The sequence below is a fragment of the Maribacter sp. genome (assembly GCA_020629415.1).
GTDB classification, from domain to species: domain Bacteria; phylum Bacteroidota; class Bacteroidia; order Flavobacteriales; family Flavobacteriaceae; genus Maribacter; species Maribacter huludaoensis.
This window is the reverse complement of the sequence record JAHDDL010000035.1, coordinates 19,140-38,610: the sequence shown is the minus strand read 5'-3', so window position 1 is coordinate 38,610 and position 19,471 is coordinate 19,140. Positions and strand designations below refer to the sequence as shown.

General features: G+C 36.7%; 18 protein-coding genes. 13 read left to right on the top strand and 5 right to left on the bottom strand.

Going from position 1 to position 19,471, the window contains the following annotated elements; translation table 11 throughout:
* On the top strand, positions 1–998 hold a 998-nt coding region (locus QZ657_RS13520), incomplete at its 5' end, for an OmpA family protein (protein WP_291967533.1).
* Positions 999–1,108: 110 nt separating this feature from the next.
* Here the strand turns inward: QZ657_RS13520 and QZ657_RS13515 are convergent.
* On the bottom strand, positions 1,109–2,293 hold the full coding sequence (locus tag QZ657_RS13515) for an acetate/propionate family kinase (protein ID WP_291967531.1): 1,185 nt from the start codon (positions 2,291–2,293) through the stop codon (positions 1,109–1,111).
* A gap of 10 nt (positions 2,294–2,303) precedes the next feature.
* Positions 2,304–4,397 (bottom strand): phosphate acetyltransferase, encoded by a 2,094-nt coding sequence (gene pta, locus QZ657_RS13510; RefSeq protein ID WP_291967529.1) that lies wholly within the window; start codon positions 4,395–4,397, stop codon positions 2,304–2,306.
* 429 nt (positions 4,398–4,826) lie between these two features.
* Between pta and QZ657_RS13505 the strand changes: the two genes are divergently transcribed.
* From QZ657_RS13505 to QZ657_RS13480, 6 genes are all read left to right on the top strand, one after another.
* The gene (locus tag QZ657_RS13505; protein ID WP_291967527.1) at positions 4,827–5,267 is read left to right on the top strand and encodes a thioredoxin family protein; all 441 of its coding nucleotides are present in this window, start codon (positions 4,827–4,829) and stop codon (positions 5,265–5,267) included.
* A gap of 1 nt (position 5,268) precedes the next feature.
* The gene (locus QZ657_RS13500; protein WP_291967525.1) at positions 5,269–6,246 is read left to right on the top strand and encodes an FAD:protein FMN transferase; all 978 of its coding nucleotides are present in this window, start codon (positions 5,269–5,271) and stop codon (positions 6,244–6,246) included.
* 1 nt (position 6,247) lies between these two features.
* Positions 6,248–6,457 (top strand): DUF4266 domain-containing protein, encoded by a 210-nt coding sequence (locus QZ657_RS13495; protein WP_291960763.1) that lies wholly within the window; start codon positions 6,248–6,250, stop codon positions 6,455–6,457.
* A 57-nt stretch (positions 6,458–6,514) separates the two neighbouring features.
* The gene (locus QZ657_RS13490) at positions 6,515–7,801 is read left to right on the top strand and encodes a DUF3570 domain-containing protein (protein ID WP_291967538.1); all 1,287 of its coding nucleotides are present in this window, start codon (positions 6,515–6,517) and stop codon (positions 7,799–7,801) included.
* A gap of 27 nt (positions 7,802–7,828) precedes the next feature.
* Positions 7,829–9,304, top strand: a complete 1,476-nt coding sequence (mqo, locus tag QZ657_RS13485; protein ID WP_291967523.1) for a malate dehydrogenase (quinone) — start codon at positions 7,829–7,831, stop codon at positions 9,302–9,304.
* 107 nt (positions 9,305–9,411) lie between these two features.
* A complete protein-coding gene (locus tag QZ657_RS13480) occupies positions 9,412–10,290 on the top strand; it encodes a DUF6268 family outer membrane beta-barrel protein (RefSeq protein ID WP_291967522.1) in 879 nt (292 codons plus the stop codon).
* 59 nt (positions 10,291–10,349) lie between these two features.
* Here the strand turns inward: QZ657_RS13480 and QZ657_RS13475 are convergent, their stop codons facing one another.
* Positions 10,350–12,551: a xanthine dehydrogenase family protein molybdopterin-binding subunit gene (locus QZ657_RS13475; RefSeq protein ID WP_291967520.1), complete on the bottom strand. Its 2,202-nt coding sequence runs from the start codon at positions 12,549–12,551 to the stop codon at positions 10,350–10,352.
* Between the two features lie 45 nt (positions 12,552–12,596).
* Entirely contained in the window at positions 12,597–13,061 is a 465-nt protein-coding gene (locus tag QZ657_RS13470) for a (2Fe-2S)-binding protein (RefSeq protein WP_276472820.1), read from the bottom strand.
* A 324-nt stretch (positions 13,062–13,385) separates the two neighbouring features.
* Between QZ657_RS13470 and sbnA the strand changes: the two genes are divergently transcribed.
* The 5 genes from sbnA (at position 13,386) to hpf (ending at position 18,541) form a co-directional block, all read left to right on the top strand.
* A complete protein-coding gene (gene sbnA / locus QZ657_RS13465; protein ID WP_291960757.1) occupies positions 13,386–14,390 on the top strand; it encodes a 2,3-diaminopropionate biosynthesis protein SbnA in 1,005 nt (334 codons plus the stop codon).
* A gap of 12 nt (positions 14,391–14,402) precedes the next feature.
* The gene (locus QZ657_RS13460) at positions 14,403–16,220 is read left to right on the top strand and encodes an FAD/NAD(P)-binding protein (RefSeq protein ID WP_291967518.1); all 1,818 of its coding nucleotides are present in this window, start codon (positions 14,403–14,405) and stop codon (positions 16,218–16,220) included.
* Entirely contained in the window at positions 16,177–17,682 is a 1,506-nt protein-coding gene (locus tag QZ657_RS13455) for a Y4yA family PLP-dependent enzyme (RefSeq protein WP_291967516.1), read from the top strand. The genes QZ657_RS13460 and QZ657_RS13455 overlap by 44 nt, the downstream gene beginning before the upstream one ends.
* A 64-nt stretch (positions 17,683–17,746) precedes the next feature.
* Positions 17,747–18,145 (top strand): VOC family protein, encoded by a 399-nt coding sequence (locus QZ657_RS13450; RefSeq protein ID WP_291967514.1) that lies wholly within the window; start codon positions 17,747–17,749, stop codon positions 18,143–18,145.
* 93 nt (positions 18,146–18,238) lie between these two features.
* Entirely contained in the window at positions 18,239–18,541 is a 303-nt protein-coding gene (gene hpf, locus QZ657_RS13445) for a ribosome hibernation-promoting factor, HPF/YfiA family (protein ID WP_291967512.1), read from the top strand.
* A gap of 53 nt (positions 18,542–18,594) precedes the next feature.
* Here the strand turns inward: hpf and QZ657_RS13440 are convergent, their stop codons facing one another.
* Entirely contained in the window at positions 18,595–19,047 is a 453-nt protein-coding gene (locus QZ657_RS13440; protein WP_291960751.1) for a ferritin-like domain-containing protein, read from the bottom strand.
* A 238-nt stretch (positions 19,048–19,285) separates the two neighbouring features.
* On the opposite strand from QZ657_RS13440, the gene QZ657_RS13435 reads away from it, so the two are divergent.
* Positions 19,286–19,429, top strand: a complete 144-nt coding sequence (locus tag QZ657_RS13435; protein ID WP_276472827.1) for a hypothetical protein — start codon at positions 19,286–19,288, stop codon at positions 19,427–19,429.
* Positions 19,430–19,471: the final 42 nt, after the last annotated feature.

Below are 19,471 nucleotides of genomic sequence, written 5' to 3'. Positions count from 1 at the left end.
TGGACATCAACAAGGACGGCAGTTTCGGTACACCCAAGAACTTGGGGGAGCGCATAAATACCGAAGCAAGGGAGACCTTCCCGTTCGTGACGGAATCCGATAAACTATATTTCTCATCCGATGGTCACCCGGGACTTGGGGGACTTGACGTTTTCGCAACGGACCTGAAGAACGAAAGGGGAGAAGTGTTCAACGTAGGACGACCCTTGAACGGTGAGGAAGACGACTTCTCGTACATTATCAACGAAGAGACGAAGAAAGGCTTTTTCGCATCGAACAGAAAAGGAGGACAGGGGAACGACGATATCTACAGCTTTGTGGAAACGACGCCGCTGGACTTCACCTGTCATACGAATATAGCAGGAATCGTGAAGGACGAAAAGACCAATGCACTGTTAACGGATGCCTCGGTAACGGTATACGACAAGGACAACCAGGTAGTATCGAGCTCGAGCACCGACGAGAACGGAGCTTTCGAGATGGAAGGCAACTGCGCAGAGGGCAGCTATAAAGTAGTTGCTACCAAAGCGGACTACGAGGAAGGCAAAAAGACTTTCATGACGGTAAGGGCGGAGGACGCTACCGGAATAGAGATCGTATTGGCACAGGTGGACCCATCGGCACCAGTAGGCACGGACCTTGCGAAATACCTGAACATAGAACCGATCTACTTCGATTTCGACAAATATTTCATCAGGCAAGATGCAAGGATCAGCATAGAAAAGGTACTGGCATACTTGCACGAATACCCGAGCGTGAACGTACAGGTACGCTCGCATACCGATTCACGTGCTAACGATGCGTACAACATGCGCTTATCCGCCAACAGGGCAAAGGCGACTGCGGATTACCTGATCGCTGCGGGCATACCGGGCAACAGGATATCGTACGAAGGCTATGGCGAGACGGAGCTTACGAACAACTGTAGCAACAACGTTCCATGTAGCAAGGAGAGACATCAGCTTAACAGACGATCGGAGTTTATCGTGGTGGAATAACAACTTAAATAACATACATCAACACATGTTGAAAAGGGAAGGAGCAAGGCTCCTTCCCTTTTTTTGTTGATAACCGTAATTAAATTGAGGCAAACCTATGGTATGACAGTTTAAGCCAATAACTGGTAAACCTGTTTGGCAATTTCTAATTCTTCATTTGTAGGGATTACCAGAATTTTTACTTTAGAATCCGTGGTGTTTATTTCTCTAACATTTTTAGACCTTAAATCATTTTTGGAGTCGTCTAAGTGAAGATTAAAACACTCCATATCCTTGCATACAAGTTGACGCATTAAATTGGAGTTTTCTCCAATACCGGCGGTGAAAATAATAGCGTCTAAACCGTTCATTGCCGCAATATAGGCACCTATGTATTTTTTAATTCGGTAGGCGTTCATTTCTAAAGCAAGAATGCAATTGGTATTACCTTTACTCGCCTCTACTTCAATATCACGTAGGTCATTGTAACCTGTAAGGCCTAGCATTCCACTTTTTTTGTTCAAAAGTTCATTTACTTCATCTAAACTATACCCAAGTGTTTTTACCATATAAAAAATAATGGAATGGTCAATATCTCCACTTCGTGTACCCATTACCAATCCGTTAGACGGTGCAAATCCCATACTGTGATCTATGCTCTTACCATCTTTGATAGCGGTAATACTACAACCATTTCCCAAGTGAATGGAAATGAGCTTGGTATTTTGATTGCCTAGATATTCATTTGCTTTCTCAGAAACATATTTATGGCTGGTACCATGAAATCCATAAGCCTGAACTCTCTTTTCTTCGAACAGGATATTGGGAACGGCATATTTTTTAGCTTTTATGGGCAACGTACCATGAAAGGCAGTATCGAAAACAACGATTTGCTTAGATGATTCAAAAATTTCTTCCGCCATTAGTATTCCTTCTAAATTGGCAGGGTTGTGTAAAGGGGCTAGGGGGGAAAGTGATTTTATTTTTTGTTTAACTTCTTCATTGATTAAAGTAGTATCAACATAATCTTTACCACCATGTACCACACGATGACCAATGGCATCTATTTCCTCAGTACTACCGATCACGCCCATTTCAGCATCAAGCAAAAGAGAAGTAATTCGCTCCAGACCAGCTTTGTGAGTTGCAATTTTATAGATTTTTTCAACCTTGTGGGTATCCGTTTTATAGGTTGAAATAGCTTGTGTACTACCAATACGCTCTATAGATCCTTGGCAAATAATCTTTGCCGAAGGCATATCTAAAAGTTGATATTTTATAGATGAGCTACCAGAGTTGATAATTAAAATATTCATGAAAATGGGTTTAGAATCCTTCTGCTTGAATAGCAGTAATTATTACGGTGTTAAAAATATCATCTACGGTACAACCTCGGCTTAAATCATTAACCGGTTTATTTAGACCTTGTAACATTGGTCCGATCGCTAAGGCACCAGTTTCTCTTTGTACCGCTTTATAAGTATTATTTCCTGTATTCAAGTCAGGGAATATAAACACGCTAGCTTGTCCTGCAACTTCAGATTCGGGCAATTTACTTAAACCGACTTTGGCATCAACGGCTGCATCATATTGAATTGGACCTTCCACTTTTAGGTCGGGTCTTTTATCTTTTATGATTTCAGTAGCTTTTCGTACTCTATCAACATCTTCACCAACACCCGATGCTCCTGAAGAATATGATAGCATGGCTACTTTAGGTTCTATGCCAAATGCAGCACTTGTTGCCGCAGATGAAATTGCAATTTCAGATAATTGCTCTGAAGTAGGATTAGGGTTAATGGCACAATCTCCAAAAACAGTGACCCTATTGGGTAAACACATAAAAAATATAGAAGATACTATAGAAACACCGGGCTTTGTTTTTATAAACTGTAATGCAGGTCTTATGGTATGTTGGGTGGTATGTACGGCACCGGAAACCATGCCGTCAGCATGCCCTTTATACACCATCATGGTGCCATAATATGATACGTCTTCCATTAAATCTTTGGCCATTGCCAAGTTTACATTTTTATGCTTACGTAATTCAAAAAGGGTAGAGGCATAGTCCAAAAATTGTTCAGATGTCGTTGGGTTAATGATATCGATAGCATTGATATCCAAATCAATATCTAGTTCAGTAATTTTTGAGATGATTTGTGCTCTATTTCCTAAAAGAGTAATATTGACAGCATCGGCATCTATAAGCATTTTGGTTGCCATTAAAATACGTTCATCTGAACCTTCGGGCAGTACAATATGCTTTTTAGAGGATTTGGCTTTCTGCAGAAGGTTGTACTGAAACATTCTAGGGGTAATGCCCTTAGCTTTAAAGGTGATTAACAGTTCAGCCAATTCTTTGGTAGGAACGTATTTTTCGAACTCTTGTATTGAGGTCTGTATTTTTTCGGTATTTTCAGCATAAATACGAGGTCTAATAGTCCCTATTTTATTGGTGACATGGAAGGTGCCTCTTGCTACAGATAGAATGGGAATGATGTCTGAAAGTCCCTCTATCAACTTTATGATGGATTCTTCCGGTAATAATCCACCGGTTAGAACAATACCGGACAAGCTAGGGTAGTTCGTAGAAATATTTGCCTGTAGCGCCCCTAAAATAATATCTGCGCGATCACCAGGTGTAATTACCAAGCTATCATCTTTTAAATGCGTTATGTAGTTACGTAATTGCATGGCGCCAACACTAAAACTACCAACTTGATTATTGATATAATTTTCACCAAAAAGAATCGTGGCATCTAGTTCTTGGGCAATTTCCTTTAAAGTAGGGCTTCCTAAAATAGGGTTTACAGGTATGGTACCTACCAATACGTCATTGGGTAGTTTTTCTTTTAAACCATTGGAAACAACAGTAACATTTTCTGGTTGTACTTTATTGGCTACAATGAGCAGAACTTCAACACCTTTCTCTTTAAAAGAGTCGTAAGCCATGTAAAGGTTACCAACTAACTCATCTAGAGTTTTATTTTTTCCGCTTGCCAGAATAACTGCCGGTATACCTAAGTTTTTTGCAATAAGAACATTAATGTCCCATTCAATTATGGCACCTTCTCCAGAAAAATCGGTTCCTTCCACTAAAACGAAATCGAACTTCTTTTCTATAGTTTTATACTTGTGTATAATATGCCCTACAATTTCATCGTCTTTGTCTAGGTTTTTTAATTGAACCACTTGGCTACGCGTGTAGGCATAAGCTTCTTCTGGTTTCATATCTACATTAAAGTAGCTTAAAACAGTGTCAATATGATTGTCGGTTTTCCCTTTGGGAACATCATCGATAATAGGTCTGAAATAACCAACCTTGGCAGTTCTACCTAAAAGAAGTTGCATAAGACCTAATGAGACAATAGATTTTCCACTATTGGGTTCTGTAGTAACAATATATATAGCTTTACTCACGAATAAAAGGGATTAGTGTTTATCAAATTTATAGGATTTTGTCAGGGAATACTATTTATGATATATAAACTGACATTTTTGTTTGAAAAATTATGTTTTTATGATCTGCAGTTTTAAAATAAAATAAGTGTTTGATTCTTAATTTTCAAGTTTCAAAAATATAGATCAAGGGTATTTTTAAATATGATGAAAATCATATAAACGAGAAAGATGTTTAAAGAGTTTTGGTGGAATACGATCTTAAATCTTGACTAGCTTACATATAATAACACATTGGTCATTTAAAGTAGTGAACATCAGTATCATCAAGTACACAATTTTTACTAAAAGGTGCGTTAAGCTAATAGAGGCTATTGCATTGCCATGGCTTTTAAAACGTTGATACTGCAAAGTGCTTGGTATTAATCTGATACAGCAGAATTGAATTTTATGAAAAAATATGTAATTACAGTTTTGATGTTGGTCATAGGATTAGGTACCGCTATTGCCCAAGACTGGCATACAGATTTTACTGAAGCAAAAGAACTTGCTAAAATTCACAATTTGCCTATTGTCCTTGTTTTTCAAGGTTCGGATTGGTGCGCTCCTTGTATTAAACTGGATAGAGCCGTATGGTCTACCAATGAATTTAAAGACTATGCTAAGGAGCATTACGTAATGTTGCAAGCAGATTTTCCACGTAGAAAAAAGAATGCATTGCCAGTAGTGCAATTAGGTAAGAACAAGGTTTTGGCAGAAAAGTACAACCGGCAAGGTATCTTCCCCTTCGTGGTAGTAATGAATGCGGATGGTAAAGTTTATGGCGAAACCAGTTATAAAAAACTGTCACCAAAAGAATACATTACAGAATTAAATTCATTCATAAAATAGCTTGAAAAAACTACTTCTCATAGTATTGATTTGTTCTGTTGGGCAGCTTCTGGCTCAAGTGCCTTTTAAGCGTACTATGAAATTAATGGGTAGCCGTTTTGATATTACGGTTGTTGCTAAAGATCCTATTGAAGGTGAAGAGTATATTAATTTGGCTGTCAGTGAAATAACAAGAATAGAAAAGTTGATTTCTTCTTGGGACCCAAATTCACAGACATCGGAAATTAATAAAAATGCAGGGATAAAACCTGTAAAAGTTGATGCGGAATTGTTCAATTTAATACAAAGGGGAATAGGAATTTCTACATTGACCGATGGTGCCTTTGATATCAGTTATGCATCAATGGATAACATCTGGAAGTTTGACGGTAGCATGACTAAAATGCCCGAAGAAGCAACCATTAAAGCATCCGTTTCTAAAGTAGGATATCAAAATATCCTATTGAATAAAGAAGATCATACCGTTTTCCTCAAATTGAAGGGTATGAAAATAGGTTTTGGAGCAATAGGAAAAGGTTATGCGGCGGATAAGGCAAAAGAATTATTGATTTCTAAAGGTGTGGTAGCAGGTATTATAAATGCATCTGGGGACATGAATATATGGGGAAAGCAGCCTAATGGTGATAGTTGGCAAGTAGCCATTACCAAACCTATGGATAAAAACAAAGTGTTTGCATTATTACCCTTGGATAATGGAGCGGTGGTTACCTCCGGTAATTATGAGAAGTACGTAACTTTTAATAATACCAGATATACACATATTATTGATCCCCGTAGCGGTTATCCGGCAACGGGTATAGTTAGCGTAACGGTATTTGCCCCAAAGGCAGAACTTGCAGATGCGCTTGCAACATCCGTTTTTGTAATGGGTAAAGAAGTAGGTTTAAATAGAATAGAGCAGTTGCCAAAGGTAGAGTGTATCATTATTGACGACTTGGGTACAATAATTACATCTAAGAATATTCAAATAAATAAGTAAAATGAAAAGGATTTTAATTGTGTTGGTAATTATTGGTGGTCTTAGTAGCTGCACGGTATTAAAGGAGTACGATAAAGTGAATATCAATGATCCGGATATGACCTTGCAAGATAAAAAGTGCGATAGAAATGTGATTACCATGCATTCGTATAGAGAAGCAGCGGTAGGTGCAAATGGAGGTAAAACAGGTGGAGGCTGCGGCTGTAATTAGTAAGTAATGAAACAACAAAGACATAAGTTTAAATTTATAGTGCTACTCCTTGCATGTATGCTATGCGGTGTTGGTTACGCCCAGCAAAATACCGGTGCAACCAACTCTTATAAAAAACGTGTGTTGCAAACTGCCGAAGTAGATTTCTTGAGCAGTTACTATTCTCAAAACGGTGATAATGCTGCTGTTACCGGTGGTATTGGTACAGAAGAACTTACAGATGTTACGGGAACTATTATAGTATCGGTACCATTGAATGATGATGATATTTTAACCATTGATGCTGGTGTTTCTGCCTACACCTCTGCATCTTCCAGTAATGTGGATCCATTTGATGGAAGCGAAAGGGCAGATGCTTTTGTTGCAAGTACAGGGGCTTCTAGGTCAGATGTATGGACCAACTTGTCCGGCACATATACCCATAGTTCAGATGATAGAAATACCATGTACTCTGGAAATCTATCAGTGTCATCGGAATATGATTATTTTTCATTCGGATTTGGTGGTGGGTTAACAAAACTCTTTAATGAAAAAAATACCGAGGTAAGCATTAATGCAAATATATTTTTAGATACCTGGACTCCTATTTACCCAACGGAACTAAGACCTTTTGCAAGTGGGGCAAATGGTTTGGATAACGGATTCTTTTTAAACAAAACAATTACTGGGAACACAGATTACAGTCCTACTTTTGAGAAGTTTACAGATGAGACAAGAAATTCCTATTCGGTAGGTTTGGGCTTTTCTCAAATTCTAGGTAAAAATCTTCAAGGTTCATTGGCTTTGGATTTTGTAAAGCAAGATGGTTTATTGAGTACACCTTTTCAACGCGTTTATTTTGCAGATATAGCCGATTCATTTATTCAAGAATTTCAACTTGCGGATGCTATTGAGCAATTACCGGATAGCCGCTTTAAAGTTGCAGGTGGCGGAAGGTTGAATTGGTATATAAATGAAAGTGTTGTGTTACGATCCTACTATAGATATTATTTTGATGATTGGGGTATTAACTCGCACACGGCAAGTGTAGAAGTGCCTATTAAGCTAACGGATAAGTTTACGGTATACCCATCCTATAGATTTTACCAGCAGTCAGCCGCAGACTATTTCTTTGGTTATGAAGAAGCATTTTCTACGGATACGTTTTATACCTCTGATTATGATTTGTCTAAATATTCGGCAAACCAATTTGGAATGGGAGTTTCCTACACGGATATTTTTACAAAAATGCATGTCTGGAAACTAGGACTTAAAAGTATAGATGTAAAGTTCTATAAATATGATAGGAATAGTACCTTTAGTTCCAGCATTGTTACCGCAGGCTTTAAGTTTGTGATGGATTAATTTTATTTTACATTTTAAAATTTTATAATGGTTTTACGAGAAGAATATGATCTAATTTGTGTAGGCACAGGTATCATGAGTGCTACCTTGGCTTTATTGGTAAAACAGTTGAAGCCAGATCTTAACGTGCTGATCGTTGAACGATTAGGTAAAGTGGGGCAAGAAAGTTCTGCCGCTTGGAACAATGCAGGTACTGGTCACTCTGCCTTATGTGAGTTGAATTATACTCCAGAAAACGAAGATGGAGCTGTAGATATTAGAAAGGCTATTAACATCTGTACCCAGTTTGAAATTTCTAAGCAATACTGGTCCTATTTGGTAGCGGAAGGCTTGATCAAAGACCCTAAATCATTCATCACTCCCGTACCACATCATAGCTGGGTAAAGGGAGAAGAGAACGCCAACTATCTTGAAAATCGTTTCAAAGCTTTTAAAGAGCATTTTATGTTCAACTCGATTGAGTTTACTAGAGAAGTTGAAAAAATGAAAGAATGGTTTCCTTTAATGATGCATAATCGTACTGAAGATGAGGTTATGGCAGCATCGCGAATAGATAGGGGAACCGAGATGAATTACGGCGCATTAACGGAAAAATTATTTGCTATACTTAAAGATGAATATGATACTGAAGTATTGTTCCATACAGAGGTTGAAGACATAGACCCTGACCATGATGAAGAATGGTTGGTGAAGATGAAAAATTTAGAAACAGGTAAGAAGAATACGATCGATGCCGAACATGTTTTTATCGGTGCCGGTGGCGGTAGTCTTTTATTGCTGCAAAAGGTTGAAATTGAGGAGAAAGACGGCTACGGTGGATTTCCCGTTAGTGGCGAGTGGTTGGTCTGTAAAAATCAAGAAATCATAAATCAGCATAACGCCAAGGTATATAGCAAAGCAGGTATTGGTGACCCGCCAATGTCGGTTCCGCATTTAGATACCCGTTATATCAATGGAAAGAGAGAATTGTTGTTTGGTCCGTTTGCAGGTTTTAGTCCAAAGTTTTTAAAAGAAGGTTCTTATCTAGATTTATTAAAATCAATCAATTTTGACAACATACCATCTATGTGGGGCGTGTTTTGGCATAATTTACCGCTAACGAAATATTTGGTAGAACAAGTAGCCATGAGCTTTGATGATCGTATGGATTCATTGCGTCAATTTGTTAAGGATGCCAAAAATGAAGATTGGGAAATTATGATTGCAGGACAACGTGTTCAAACGATAAAAAAAGATGAATTTGAAGGCGGTTCGTTGGAGTTTGGTACACAATTGGTAAGTAGTAAAGACGGTAGAATTACATGTTTGTTGGGTGCATCACCGGGCGCATCTACCTCGGTGAAAATTATGTTAGATGTTTTGGAACAGGCTTTTCCGGAGATTATGAAATCTGGGACGGGTAAAAGAAAGCTGGATAGAATGATACCATTTTATAATAAAGAGGTTGTTGAAGATTTGTTCGATAAAGAACTTAAAAGAGTGGCTAAAATTCTTGAATTATAACTCTAGTTTTGTTTTAAGCTAATTTTAAGTTTATTATCACTAAATCAATACAATAAAAAGATAGTACTTGCATTATGCTTACGTAGTATAAAAACTATTGACAAAAAATGCGGGTTAGACTTCTTTTACTTTTTTTATTCATATACAGCTTGGCTTCACAGGCACAATTAAGTGATTTAGCTCGATTAGATTTTACCTTTATACCCAACAAAGGATCAGATGTAGAATATACGAGGTCTAGATTTTTGGTCAATTATCCTTTAAAACTTAGAAAAGAAGGACAATTTTTATTTTTAGGTGTTGATTATAGTAATGTACACTTACGTTTTAAGGATAATGACCTTCCTTTTGATAGGGAGCTGTTAAACGATTTTAAGCTATTGGATTTTACCATTGGTTTTACAAAACCCTTAAAAAATGGATGGCGTTTAGGTGTGCGTATACAGCCTGGGATAAGTACAAATAATGCTGCAAGAAATTTATCTGCGGAAGACGCTGTGTTTTCAGGAGATCTGGTTTTTATAAAAAAGTTTGAAAAAGATATTGAAAGACCTTCACGTTTAATTGTGGGGCTATCTTATTCACAAAATAGGGGATATGTATTTCCACTACCTTTTATTAGTTATTATAGGAAGTTCAGACCGGATTGGTCTTATAATTTAGGGATTCCGAAATCGAATCTTCAATATCATTTATCGGATAAACATCGTATTAAACTATATGCGCAGTTAGATGGTTTTACCTCAAACATTCAAAACGGAGCTTTGGTGAACGAAAACGAGTTTGCCGAATTAATAAATATGTCATTGATCAATGGTGGTTTACAATATGAGTATCACTTTACCGATCACTTTCAGCTAGATCTACGCGCCGCTTATAATTTTAGTTTAAGCAATAAGCTAAAAGATGGAGACAATAATACCATACTTACAATAGATAACGATTCTAGAAGTTATTTGAGGGCGGTATTGAAATTTAAAATATAAACTAAAAAAACGCCAGAATTTTTATTCTGGCGTTTTAGTATTACAATAGCATAAGGGTATTAACCTATTACGGATTTCTCCGTAATAAACGGTTGATTATAATGTCTTTGTCCTGTAGCCTTGTAAAGAGCATTGGCCAATGCGCCAATTATTGGAGGTAATGACGGCTCTCCCAAACCTGTTGGGTCAATTCCGTTATCCACAAAGAACGTTTCTATTTCTTTAGGTGCTTCCTTATGTCTTATTAAGCGATAGGTGTCAAAATTCTTGTGTTGTGGTTGCCCGTTTTCAAAGGTCATTTCACTATAGGTGGCATGTCCTATGCCATCTATAATACCACCTTCAATTTGGTTTTTTGCGGCCATTGGATTAATTACGATTCCGCAATCTACCGCACACCATACTTTATCAACTTTTGGAGCATCCGTATCATCATTTAAGTCTAAAACCTGTGCAACATAAGAGTTATGGCAGTAATAGGCAGAAACACCTCTTTTGGCATTACCTTGCCCTTTAGACCAACCCGATTTATCCCTTACCAATTTTAAAACACCGGCATAACGCTCGGGGTCGTAATCGTTCTTTTCCGGTTCACCAACAGGATTTTTAATCGCTCTGTCAAAAAGTTCCAGTCTGAACTCAATAGGATCTTTACCTGCGGCTTCTGCAACTTCATCAATAAATGCCTGTTCCGCACCCGCAACGAAATTAGATCGTGGAGCACGCCATGCGCCTGTAGTTACATTGGTTTCTAAACTAAATTTTTCTGCTAGATAATTATCTACGGCACCTGCCGGAAATCTATTTTCAAAAAGTAGGTCGTCATTAGACCCGGCACCTTTAACGTGCCATGCAAGTAAGTTGCCCTCTTTATCCAAGCCTGCTTTATATTTAACTTTATAGGTAGGGCGATAGGTACCTTGCGTCATATCATCCTCTCGGGTATATACTAATTTTATGGGAGCTTGCATTTTTTGTGAAATCACCGCAGCTTCTACTCCAAATGTTCCATAGAGGCGTCTACCAAAACCACCACCCATACGGGTCATTTTAATACCAATTTTTTCAACTGGTAAACCTAATCTAGATGCCAATGTTTTTTCTAAAAACTCAGGTGTTTGTATGGGACCGTTCAATAACGCCCTTTCTCCATTAACATCTGCAAAGAAGTTCATGGGCTCCATGGTATTGTGTGCTAAAAATGGTGCGCTATACGTACGTTCAATAACCTTATCGGCTTTTCTAAATGCACTTTCCACATCACCATCTTTACGAGCCGGCTTTTTAGAAGAAGTGTTCAATAATTTTGTCAAAGCTTCATCATGCCCTTTTGTACTTTCTAGTGCCGATGTTTCTTCCCAAGTTACATTTAACGCCTTTTTTGCTTGCATACACTGCCATGTACTTTCACCGACAATTGCAACAAGTTTGTTAATTGCGCCGCCATCTGACCATTGTTTTTCAGTATCATCTTTGTAGGCGTCAATAGGGAAAACATCTTTAATGCCCGGCATAGATTTTACGTCATTTGCATTCATGGATTTATAGGTCAACCCAAAGGCCGGAGGGTGAACGATCATGGCAATCAACATACCTTCTTCTTGAATATCTATACCGAATAAGGGTTTGCCTGTGACAATACTTGGTCCGTCAACATTACGTCTGTCGGTACCTATAATATCAAAATTACTAGATTCTTTAAGTTTTACTTCTTCTGGAACGGGCATCGTAGCCGCTTTCGATGCCATTTCGCCAAAACCTGCTGAATTGTTCGATGCGGTGTGACTGATAACACCGGCACTTACCGTTATTTCAGAAGCATCTACCTGCCAAGCTTCGGCAGCCGCAGCGACTAACATGTGCCTTGCTGTAGCACCTGCCATTCTTAGACCGGACCAACCAACACGTATAGACTGGCTTCCACCTGCCAATTGTCGTTGAAAAATATCAGTGTTCAGGGGCGCTTGTTCTACGATAACATTTTTCCAATCTACACCAAGTTCATCTGCAACGATCATGGGCATGGAAGTTTTTACGTTCTGTCCTATCTCTGGGTTTGGGGACATAATGGTTACCATACCATTATCGCCAATTTTTAGAAAGCTATTTATATCAAACCATTCTTTTGGTATATTGTTGACTTGCTCAGGGGTAGGTTTGCAAGATGCTAGCCAACTAAAGCCTAAGATCATTCCGCCACCTGCAAGCGAACCGGTTTTTAAGAAGGAACGTCTATTGTATGTTGTTTTAATAAGTGTCATCTTTTTATTTTTTGAAGGTTAAATCCCGTAATTATGGGACAAAAATTACGCGTTAGAAATAGTGGAAGCATTTTTTATAGCTTTCTTTATGCGCGTATAAGTACCACAACGACAGATATTACCGTTCATAGCATCTTCAATTTCAGTATCGGTAGGGTTAGGATTTCTCTTTAAAAATGCGCTGGCATTCATAATTTGACCCGCTTGGCAATACCCACATTGGTACACATCTTCTTCTAACCAAGCTTTTTGAACCGGGTGATCTCCGTTTTCAGAGAGGCCTTCAATAGTTGTTATTGATTGTTCGCCAACTGCTGATACGGGTAGTTGACAAGACCTAACGGCATTATCGCCCAAATGAACGGTACATGCACCACATTGTGCAATACCGCAACCAAATTTTGTACCTACTAATTTTAAATGGTCTCGCAATACCCAAAGCATTGGTGTAGAAGGATCTACATCTACTTCTTTCGTTTGTCCGTTAACTTTTAAACTGAAATTTGCCATTCGTTTTTCCTATTTGTTTGAGTTCCCTGAAATTAGGTATTTTTTTAGAAAAAGACTGAGATTTGATAACAAATAATCTTAAAATTTTCTTCTGAAAGTAAAAGTCATAAAAAAAACATTTTTAATTTAAAATACTGATTGTCAGAGTTGTGAATTATCTTTTTGATCAGTCTATGAAAATGGAGCTTTTTATTTCCTTTTTTGACTTAAAACCGAAAGAGTTATTTAATTATTGAATAGCGGTATATAAAGAGTTATCATCCAAGTACTTTTAGCAAAGTAAACAATCCTCATTTTTTCCTCTTGGATAATAATCTATTGAATATGATAACACAAAATATTTCGGATACTGTTTCTGAATCCATTATAGAAACTATAGGCCATACACCCTTGGTAAGATTAAACAAAATTTTAGGGCACAATAAGTTTAACCTTTTAGGTAAGCTAGAAGCTGCTAACCCAGCTGGGAGTATAAAAGACAGAACCTCTCTTTTTATATTACAACAAGCATTTGCCGATGGTAGAATAAAAAAGGGAGATACGGTTATAGAGTCAAGTTCGGGTAATATGGCCGTGGGTTTGGCACAGGCATGTTTGTATTATGGCCTTAATTTAATTGTGGTTGTAGACCCTAAATTAAATCCGCATACAGAGAAAATCCTAAAAACGTATGGTGCCCGTATAGAGAAAGTTACAGAACCAAAAGAAGATGGAGGGTTTTTAGCGGCAAGATTAGAGCGCGTTCAATATTTGTTGATCAGCATTCCAAACAGTTTTTGGTCTAACCAATATGGTAATCAAGATAATCCTTTGACCCATCATAAAACCATGACGGAGATTATGGATTCTTTAGAGGGCAAATTAGACTACCTATTTGTGGCAACAAGTACCTGCGGTACTTTAATGGGTTGTGCGGATTATATTTATGAAAACAATCTTGATGTTAAGATTATAGCGGTAGATGCGGTTGGCAGTGTGCTATTTGGAGGTCCTCCTTTAAAAAGATTGATTCCCGGTCATGGGGCAGGCGTACCATCACAATTTCTAGATACCAAAAAAATCCATGATTACGTGTACGTAGATGATGTTGATTGTGCCAGAGGTTGTTGGTCGTTATTGGAAAACGAATCTATTTTATGTGGTGGTTCATCTGGGGGTATGATAAGTGCAGTTAAAAAATATGGAAAAAATATAGAGGCGGGCAGTAATTGTGCACTGTTTTTATGTGATCGCGGTGAGCGCTATTTAGATACAATTTATAACAAAGATTGGTTATTAAAAGAATTACCGGAAAGTAGAAACGCATTTACTCCTTTGGGAGGTTGGTAGACAGATTGATTTATGAAGGACAATAGCGCATATAACATAGGAATTGTTGGTTTTGGACCTAAAGGATTTTATGGTTTTGAAAGATTGGTGGCTTTTTTAAATGAAGCTCAGATTTCTAAGCCTATACAAATTCATATTTTCAATACTACCAAATTTTTGGCGTCGGGAGATGTTTATAGAACTGATCAACCTGAATATTTAATTATGAACTATGCCAACCGCCATATCAACAGTTGGTTATTAAAAGAACCTTTTTCAATAGCCGGTTCTACTCCGGATTTTGTCACTTGGCTGACCCAAAATGGTTATAAGGACACCGCACAGGGAAAATACGCGCCCAGAGCATTAGTTGGTAAGTATTTGGCGGCATGTTATCAATCTGTTTTAGATCATTTACCAGAGCATATAAAGGTAGTAACACACATTGGTACAGTTACCAATATGTTAGATAAGAATAATAATTATCAAATATTCTATACAAATGGTACAAGTCATGAAAAGCAGGTAGTTTCATGCAACAAGGTTCTTTTTACTACTGGTCACCATTCTTTTAAATCTCAGCAACCAAATAATAATGTATTAAAAAACAAGGTTGATTTTATTTATCCCACCAATGAAAAATTAGAGTCCTTAAAAGCAGAATCTGCGGTTGCCGTAAAAGGTTTTGGCTTGACCGCTATTGATGCCATTTTAGCTTTGACGGAAGGTAGAAATGGTAAATTTATGAAGAATGATAAGGGAGTATTGAAATATAGTTCTTCCGGGGATGAGCCTTCAAAAATCTATCCATTTTCAAGAACAGGTTTGCCCATGGTACCCAGAAATGGATTACCTACGTCTGAAACCGATTTGTATTTTTTTACCAAAGAAGTAGTGGCAGAACTGCAACGCAACAAACCCATTAGTTTTAGTTGTACGTTGTTGCCTTTGATCAAAAGAGAATTTTATTTTGCCTACTACCGCGTACTGTTTAAAAATTATGGTCATCAATTCTATTTTGATAAAGATTTTACCGTAATAGAGAACCAAGTACAATATTTTCATGAAGACTACCCTGAGTGTCCCGTTTTTAATTGGGACTCCATAGTAGATCCTTTTAAGGAGGAGCCTAAATTAACATCGGTACTATTGCAGGTGTATATAGAGTTTTTGATAAATGAAACTAAATTAGGGGAAGATAAAAGTCCGTTCATGGCAGCAGTAGGCACCTGGCGTAAAATAAGTCCCATTTTCAATGAACTTTATAGCTTTGGTGGTTTGGATGCAGGTTCCCATAAAAAATTCGATGTCTATTACTTCGGATTGTTCAATAGGCTTTCCTATGGTCCGCCTATTAAAAATATGCAAAAGATGCTGGCTTTAAGTAAGGCAGGTATTTTAGATTTTTCTTATGCTAAATCGGCAAACGTTTCACACAATAATTACGATGGCAATTTTAGATTATCAATTAAAAATCAACAAGAAACTGTAGTAGATTATTTGGTAAACGCAACAATATCAAGAGCTAAGGAAGGTAAGTTTAGAAATGAACTTTATCAAAATTTGCTAGAAAATGGAATAATTCGCGAATTTGAAAATAAGTTAAATACAAAATATAGACCGGGTTGCATTGAAATTAATAAAGAGGGAAACGCAATTGATAAAAATGGTCATGCCAACCCAAATATTTCATTTTACGGAACACCAACGGAAGGTATAACATGCGATAACGATACCTTATCAAGAACCAGAAATGATTTTGCAACAATCTGGGCAAAATCTGTTTGCAAAGAAATATTAAGATTAGATGGAAGAATCGCTAAAGTTAAAAAAGAAGAAAATGTACTATAAAGGGAAGCCAAAATATCAACTTACTCCAAAAACTTCTGATTGGATGCATGAGATTTTTATAGATACAGGGCTTATAAATGGTTTAATAGAAAGATATGGTTCGCCCATAAACATTCATCATTTACCATCTTTTAATCAAAATTGTGAAATCTATAAACAGGTCTTTAATTCGTACGGTCTTAAATACAGAATTTTCTATGCAAGAAAGGCAAACAAATCCAAAGGTCTCGTAAAACAGGCATTTGCTTCTGGTATAGGTGTAGATACCGCCAGTTTTAAGGAATTGGAACAATCATTGGCATTAGGTGGTAATAGTGAAAATTTAGTGCTGACCGCAGCAATAAAGACAGAAGCACAAATAAAGTTGGCAATTGAACATGGTGTACCTATTATTTTGGATAATGAAGATGAATGTAGGTTGACCCAGACTGTTGCTACAAAACTTAATAAAAAGGCAAAAGTAGGTTTTCGCATTAGCGGTTTTGAGGTTGATGGTGAGAAACTGTATAGTCGTTTTGGATTTGATGTAAAAGACGTAGTAGATTTTATAGGTTCTTACGTTGGCGAGGGTAAAACTTTTGATTTATTGGAAGTTACAGGACTACATTTTCATTTGGATAGTTATTCTACTCACCAACGAAGTGTAAGTTTAATAGCTAGTATAAAAATTGTTTCAACCTTAAAAGAAAAAGGATACCCTATTTCGTTCATAGATATAGGCGGCGGAATTTTAATGAACTATTTAGAAGAAGAAAAAGAGTGGACGAATTTCAATGAAAAATTAAAAGATGCTGTATTAAACCAGAACAATGATATTACTTTCAATGATAATGGATTGGGCTTTAGGCTAGAAGATGGCAAGTTGAATGGTAAATTGAATACCTACCCGTACTTCAATAAGATAAATAAAGGTTCTTTTATAAAAGAGGTGCTAGATTTTATGGATGAAGCATCAGGGTTATCGGTAGCATCTTTGTTGCTTAAAAATAATATAGAGATACGCATTGAGCCAGGTAGATCGCTATTGGACCAAGTAGGAATAACGGTTGCGAAAGTAATCCACAGAAAAAAAGATGCCAAAGGGCAATGGTTAGTAGGGCTAGAAATGAATATGAGCCAAATGATGAGCTCAAGTGCAGATTTTCTTTTGGACCCCTATATGCTATATAACTCTGAGGTTGAAAATGATAAAGATGTAGATGTATTTTTTACCGGAGCTTATTGTTTGGAAAGAGATGTGTTGCTTAAACGAAAAATTACCCTACCAAAATTACCGGAAATAGGGGATTACGTTGCCTTTGTTAACACCGCTGGTTACATGATGCATTTTTTTGAAACAGAAGCACATCTTTTTGAGCTATCTACCAATTTAATATTTACGGGGTCTAATGAAAAATTATCATTTTTTCAATTTATTGATGACAATAAGATCGTGTTAGAAAAGCATAATGAAATGCATTAAGAACAAAGTGTTTTAAGACAATGTAATTATCCGTTGTTGGGTATCTTGAATAAAAATAATTATCATGAAAATACAAGCATATTTAGCCTTTAACGGCAATTGCCAAGAAGCATTAAGTTTCTACGCAAATCTGTTCAATGCAGATATAAAGAACAAACAAACATACGAGGATAAGAAAATTGACGTGCCATCATCATTTCGTCAAAAATTACAACACGCAGAATTAAAGGGAAAGGGAGTACATTTTATGGCATATGATGCCGCACCCGATACACCGTTGAACAATGGTAACCAAATTAATATGAGTGTTGATTTGGATACTATGGATGAAGGAAAACAAATTTTTGAGGAATTGTCTAACGAAGGTCAAATTCACCACGAGTTTAGAGAACGGGAATGGGGATATTTTGGTAGATGTACAGACCGTTTTGGCATTGGCTGGATGGTAAATGTTGATAAATAAGAGTGTAATAGAAAATTACTAAAATTTTAAAATGAACTATAATATCTAGGTGTTGGCCCATATGGTCTAGACCTCGATTTTTAAATATAAACTATGGATATAATATTTGAGTACGACGGTGTAACCGCCAGCAATAGATTAGAAGGATATGCAGAAGAAAAACTGAACAAGGTGCATGCCAAATTCGATGATATTATCAGGGCAGATGTCTTTTTAAAACAAGAAAATACATCTTCTGATGAAACAGGTATGATTTGCAATATAAGATTAAGCGTACCTGGTCCTAGAATTTTTGCAGAGGCAAGTAATCAAAATTTTGAAGAATCGGTAAATGAATCTGTCAGTGAATTGGAACGACAGTTGAAAAAGCGTAAAGACAAAATGAAAACTTACTAATGAGCACAAAAAAAGCCCTTGCAATTTGCAAGGGCTTTTTTATTATAGATGATTTATCTATAATCTTCTAAAATCTCAGTTGTTTCTAGTGCATTCTGTAAATGTTCTTTTTGCACTCTAATGATTTCCTTTAATCTGTGTGGCATCATGACCTCGGCCAAAGCATTATCGTAATCATTGATTGCCGCTTTGTCGCCTCTTATGGCTTCCTCTAACATTGCTTCATCATTATCTTCTGCAAAGAATGCTTTTACATCCATCCAAGTTCTGTGTAATGTTCCCGCAGCGCTTCCTTCAATGGCTACACTACCTAATTCCAATTCAGGTACCGATGCTCTTAGCTCCTTTAAGAATTGCATACGGTCAATAATTTTTTTCTCAAAATAACTTTTAATTCCAACATCCTTAGAATTTTCAGAGGCTTTCTCAAATCCTTTTATGGCATCTTCGTTTTTACTTATCAAATCTTTTAAATGGTCTTCAATTTTCTTTATATCAGTATTCATGTATTAAATTTTACTAGACACTATGGTCTATGATTAAACAAATTTTCTACTTACAAGGTAATGCCATTAGACGGTAATGCTTAGTTGTAAAAAGTAGATGTTTTGCTGTATTCAATAATCTGTGACATACTGTAAATCATAAAGGTTTTTAATGTTTATGGTGTATCATTTCTATGTATAGAGCAAAGCTTCAATATGTCTCTCCATTACTTTTGTGATCAACTATAAAAATAAAATTATGAGATTAACACCACTTTTTGGAGTAGCGAAATTATTGGTAAGAAGTAGAAAATTGAAAATGGCGGCAGTGGGTTTACAGCTTGCATATTTGGGATACACCTACATTAAGGACAAGAGAAAAAATAAACAGGTTGAAAAATAATTGATAACACAATTTAAATAATTGATTTTCAGTAATTTAATT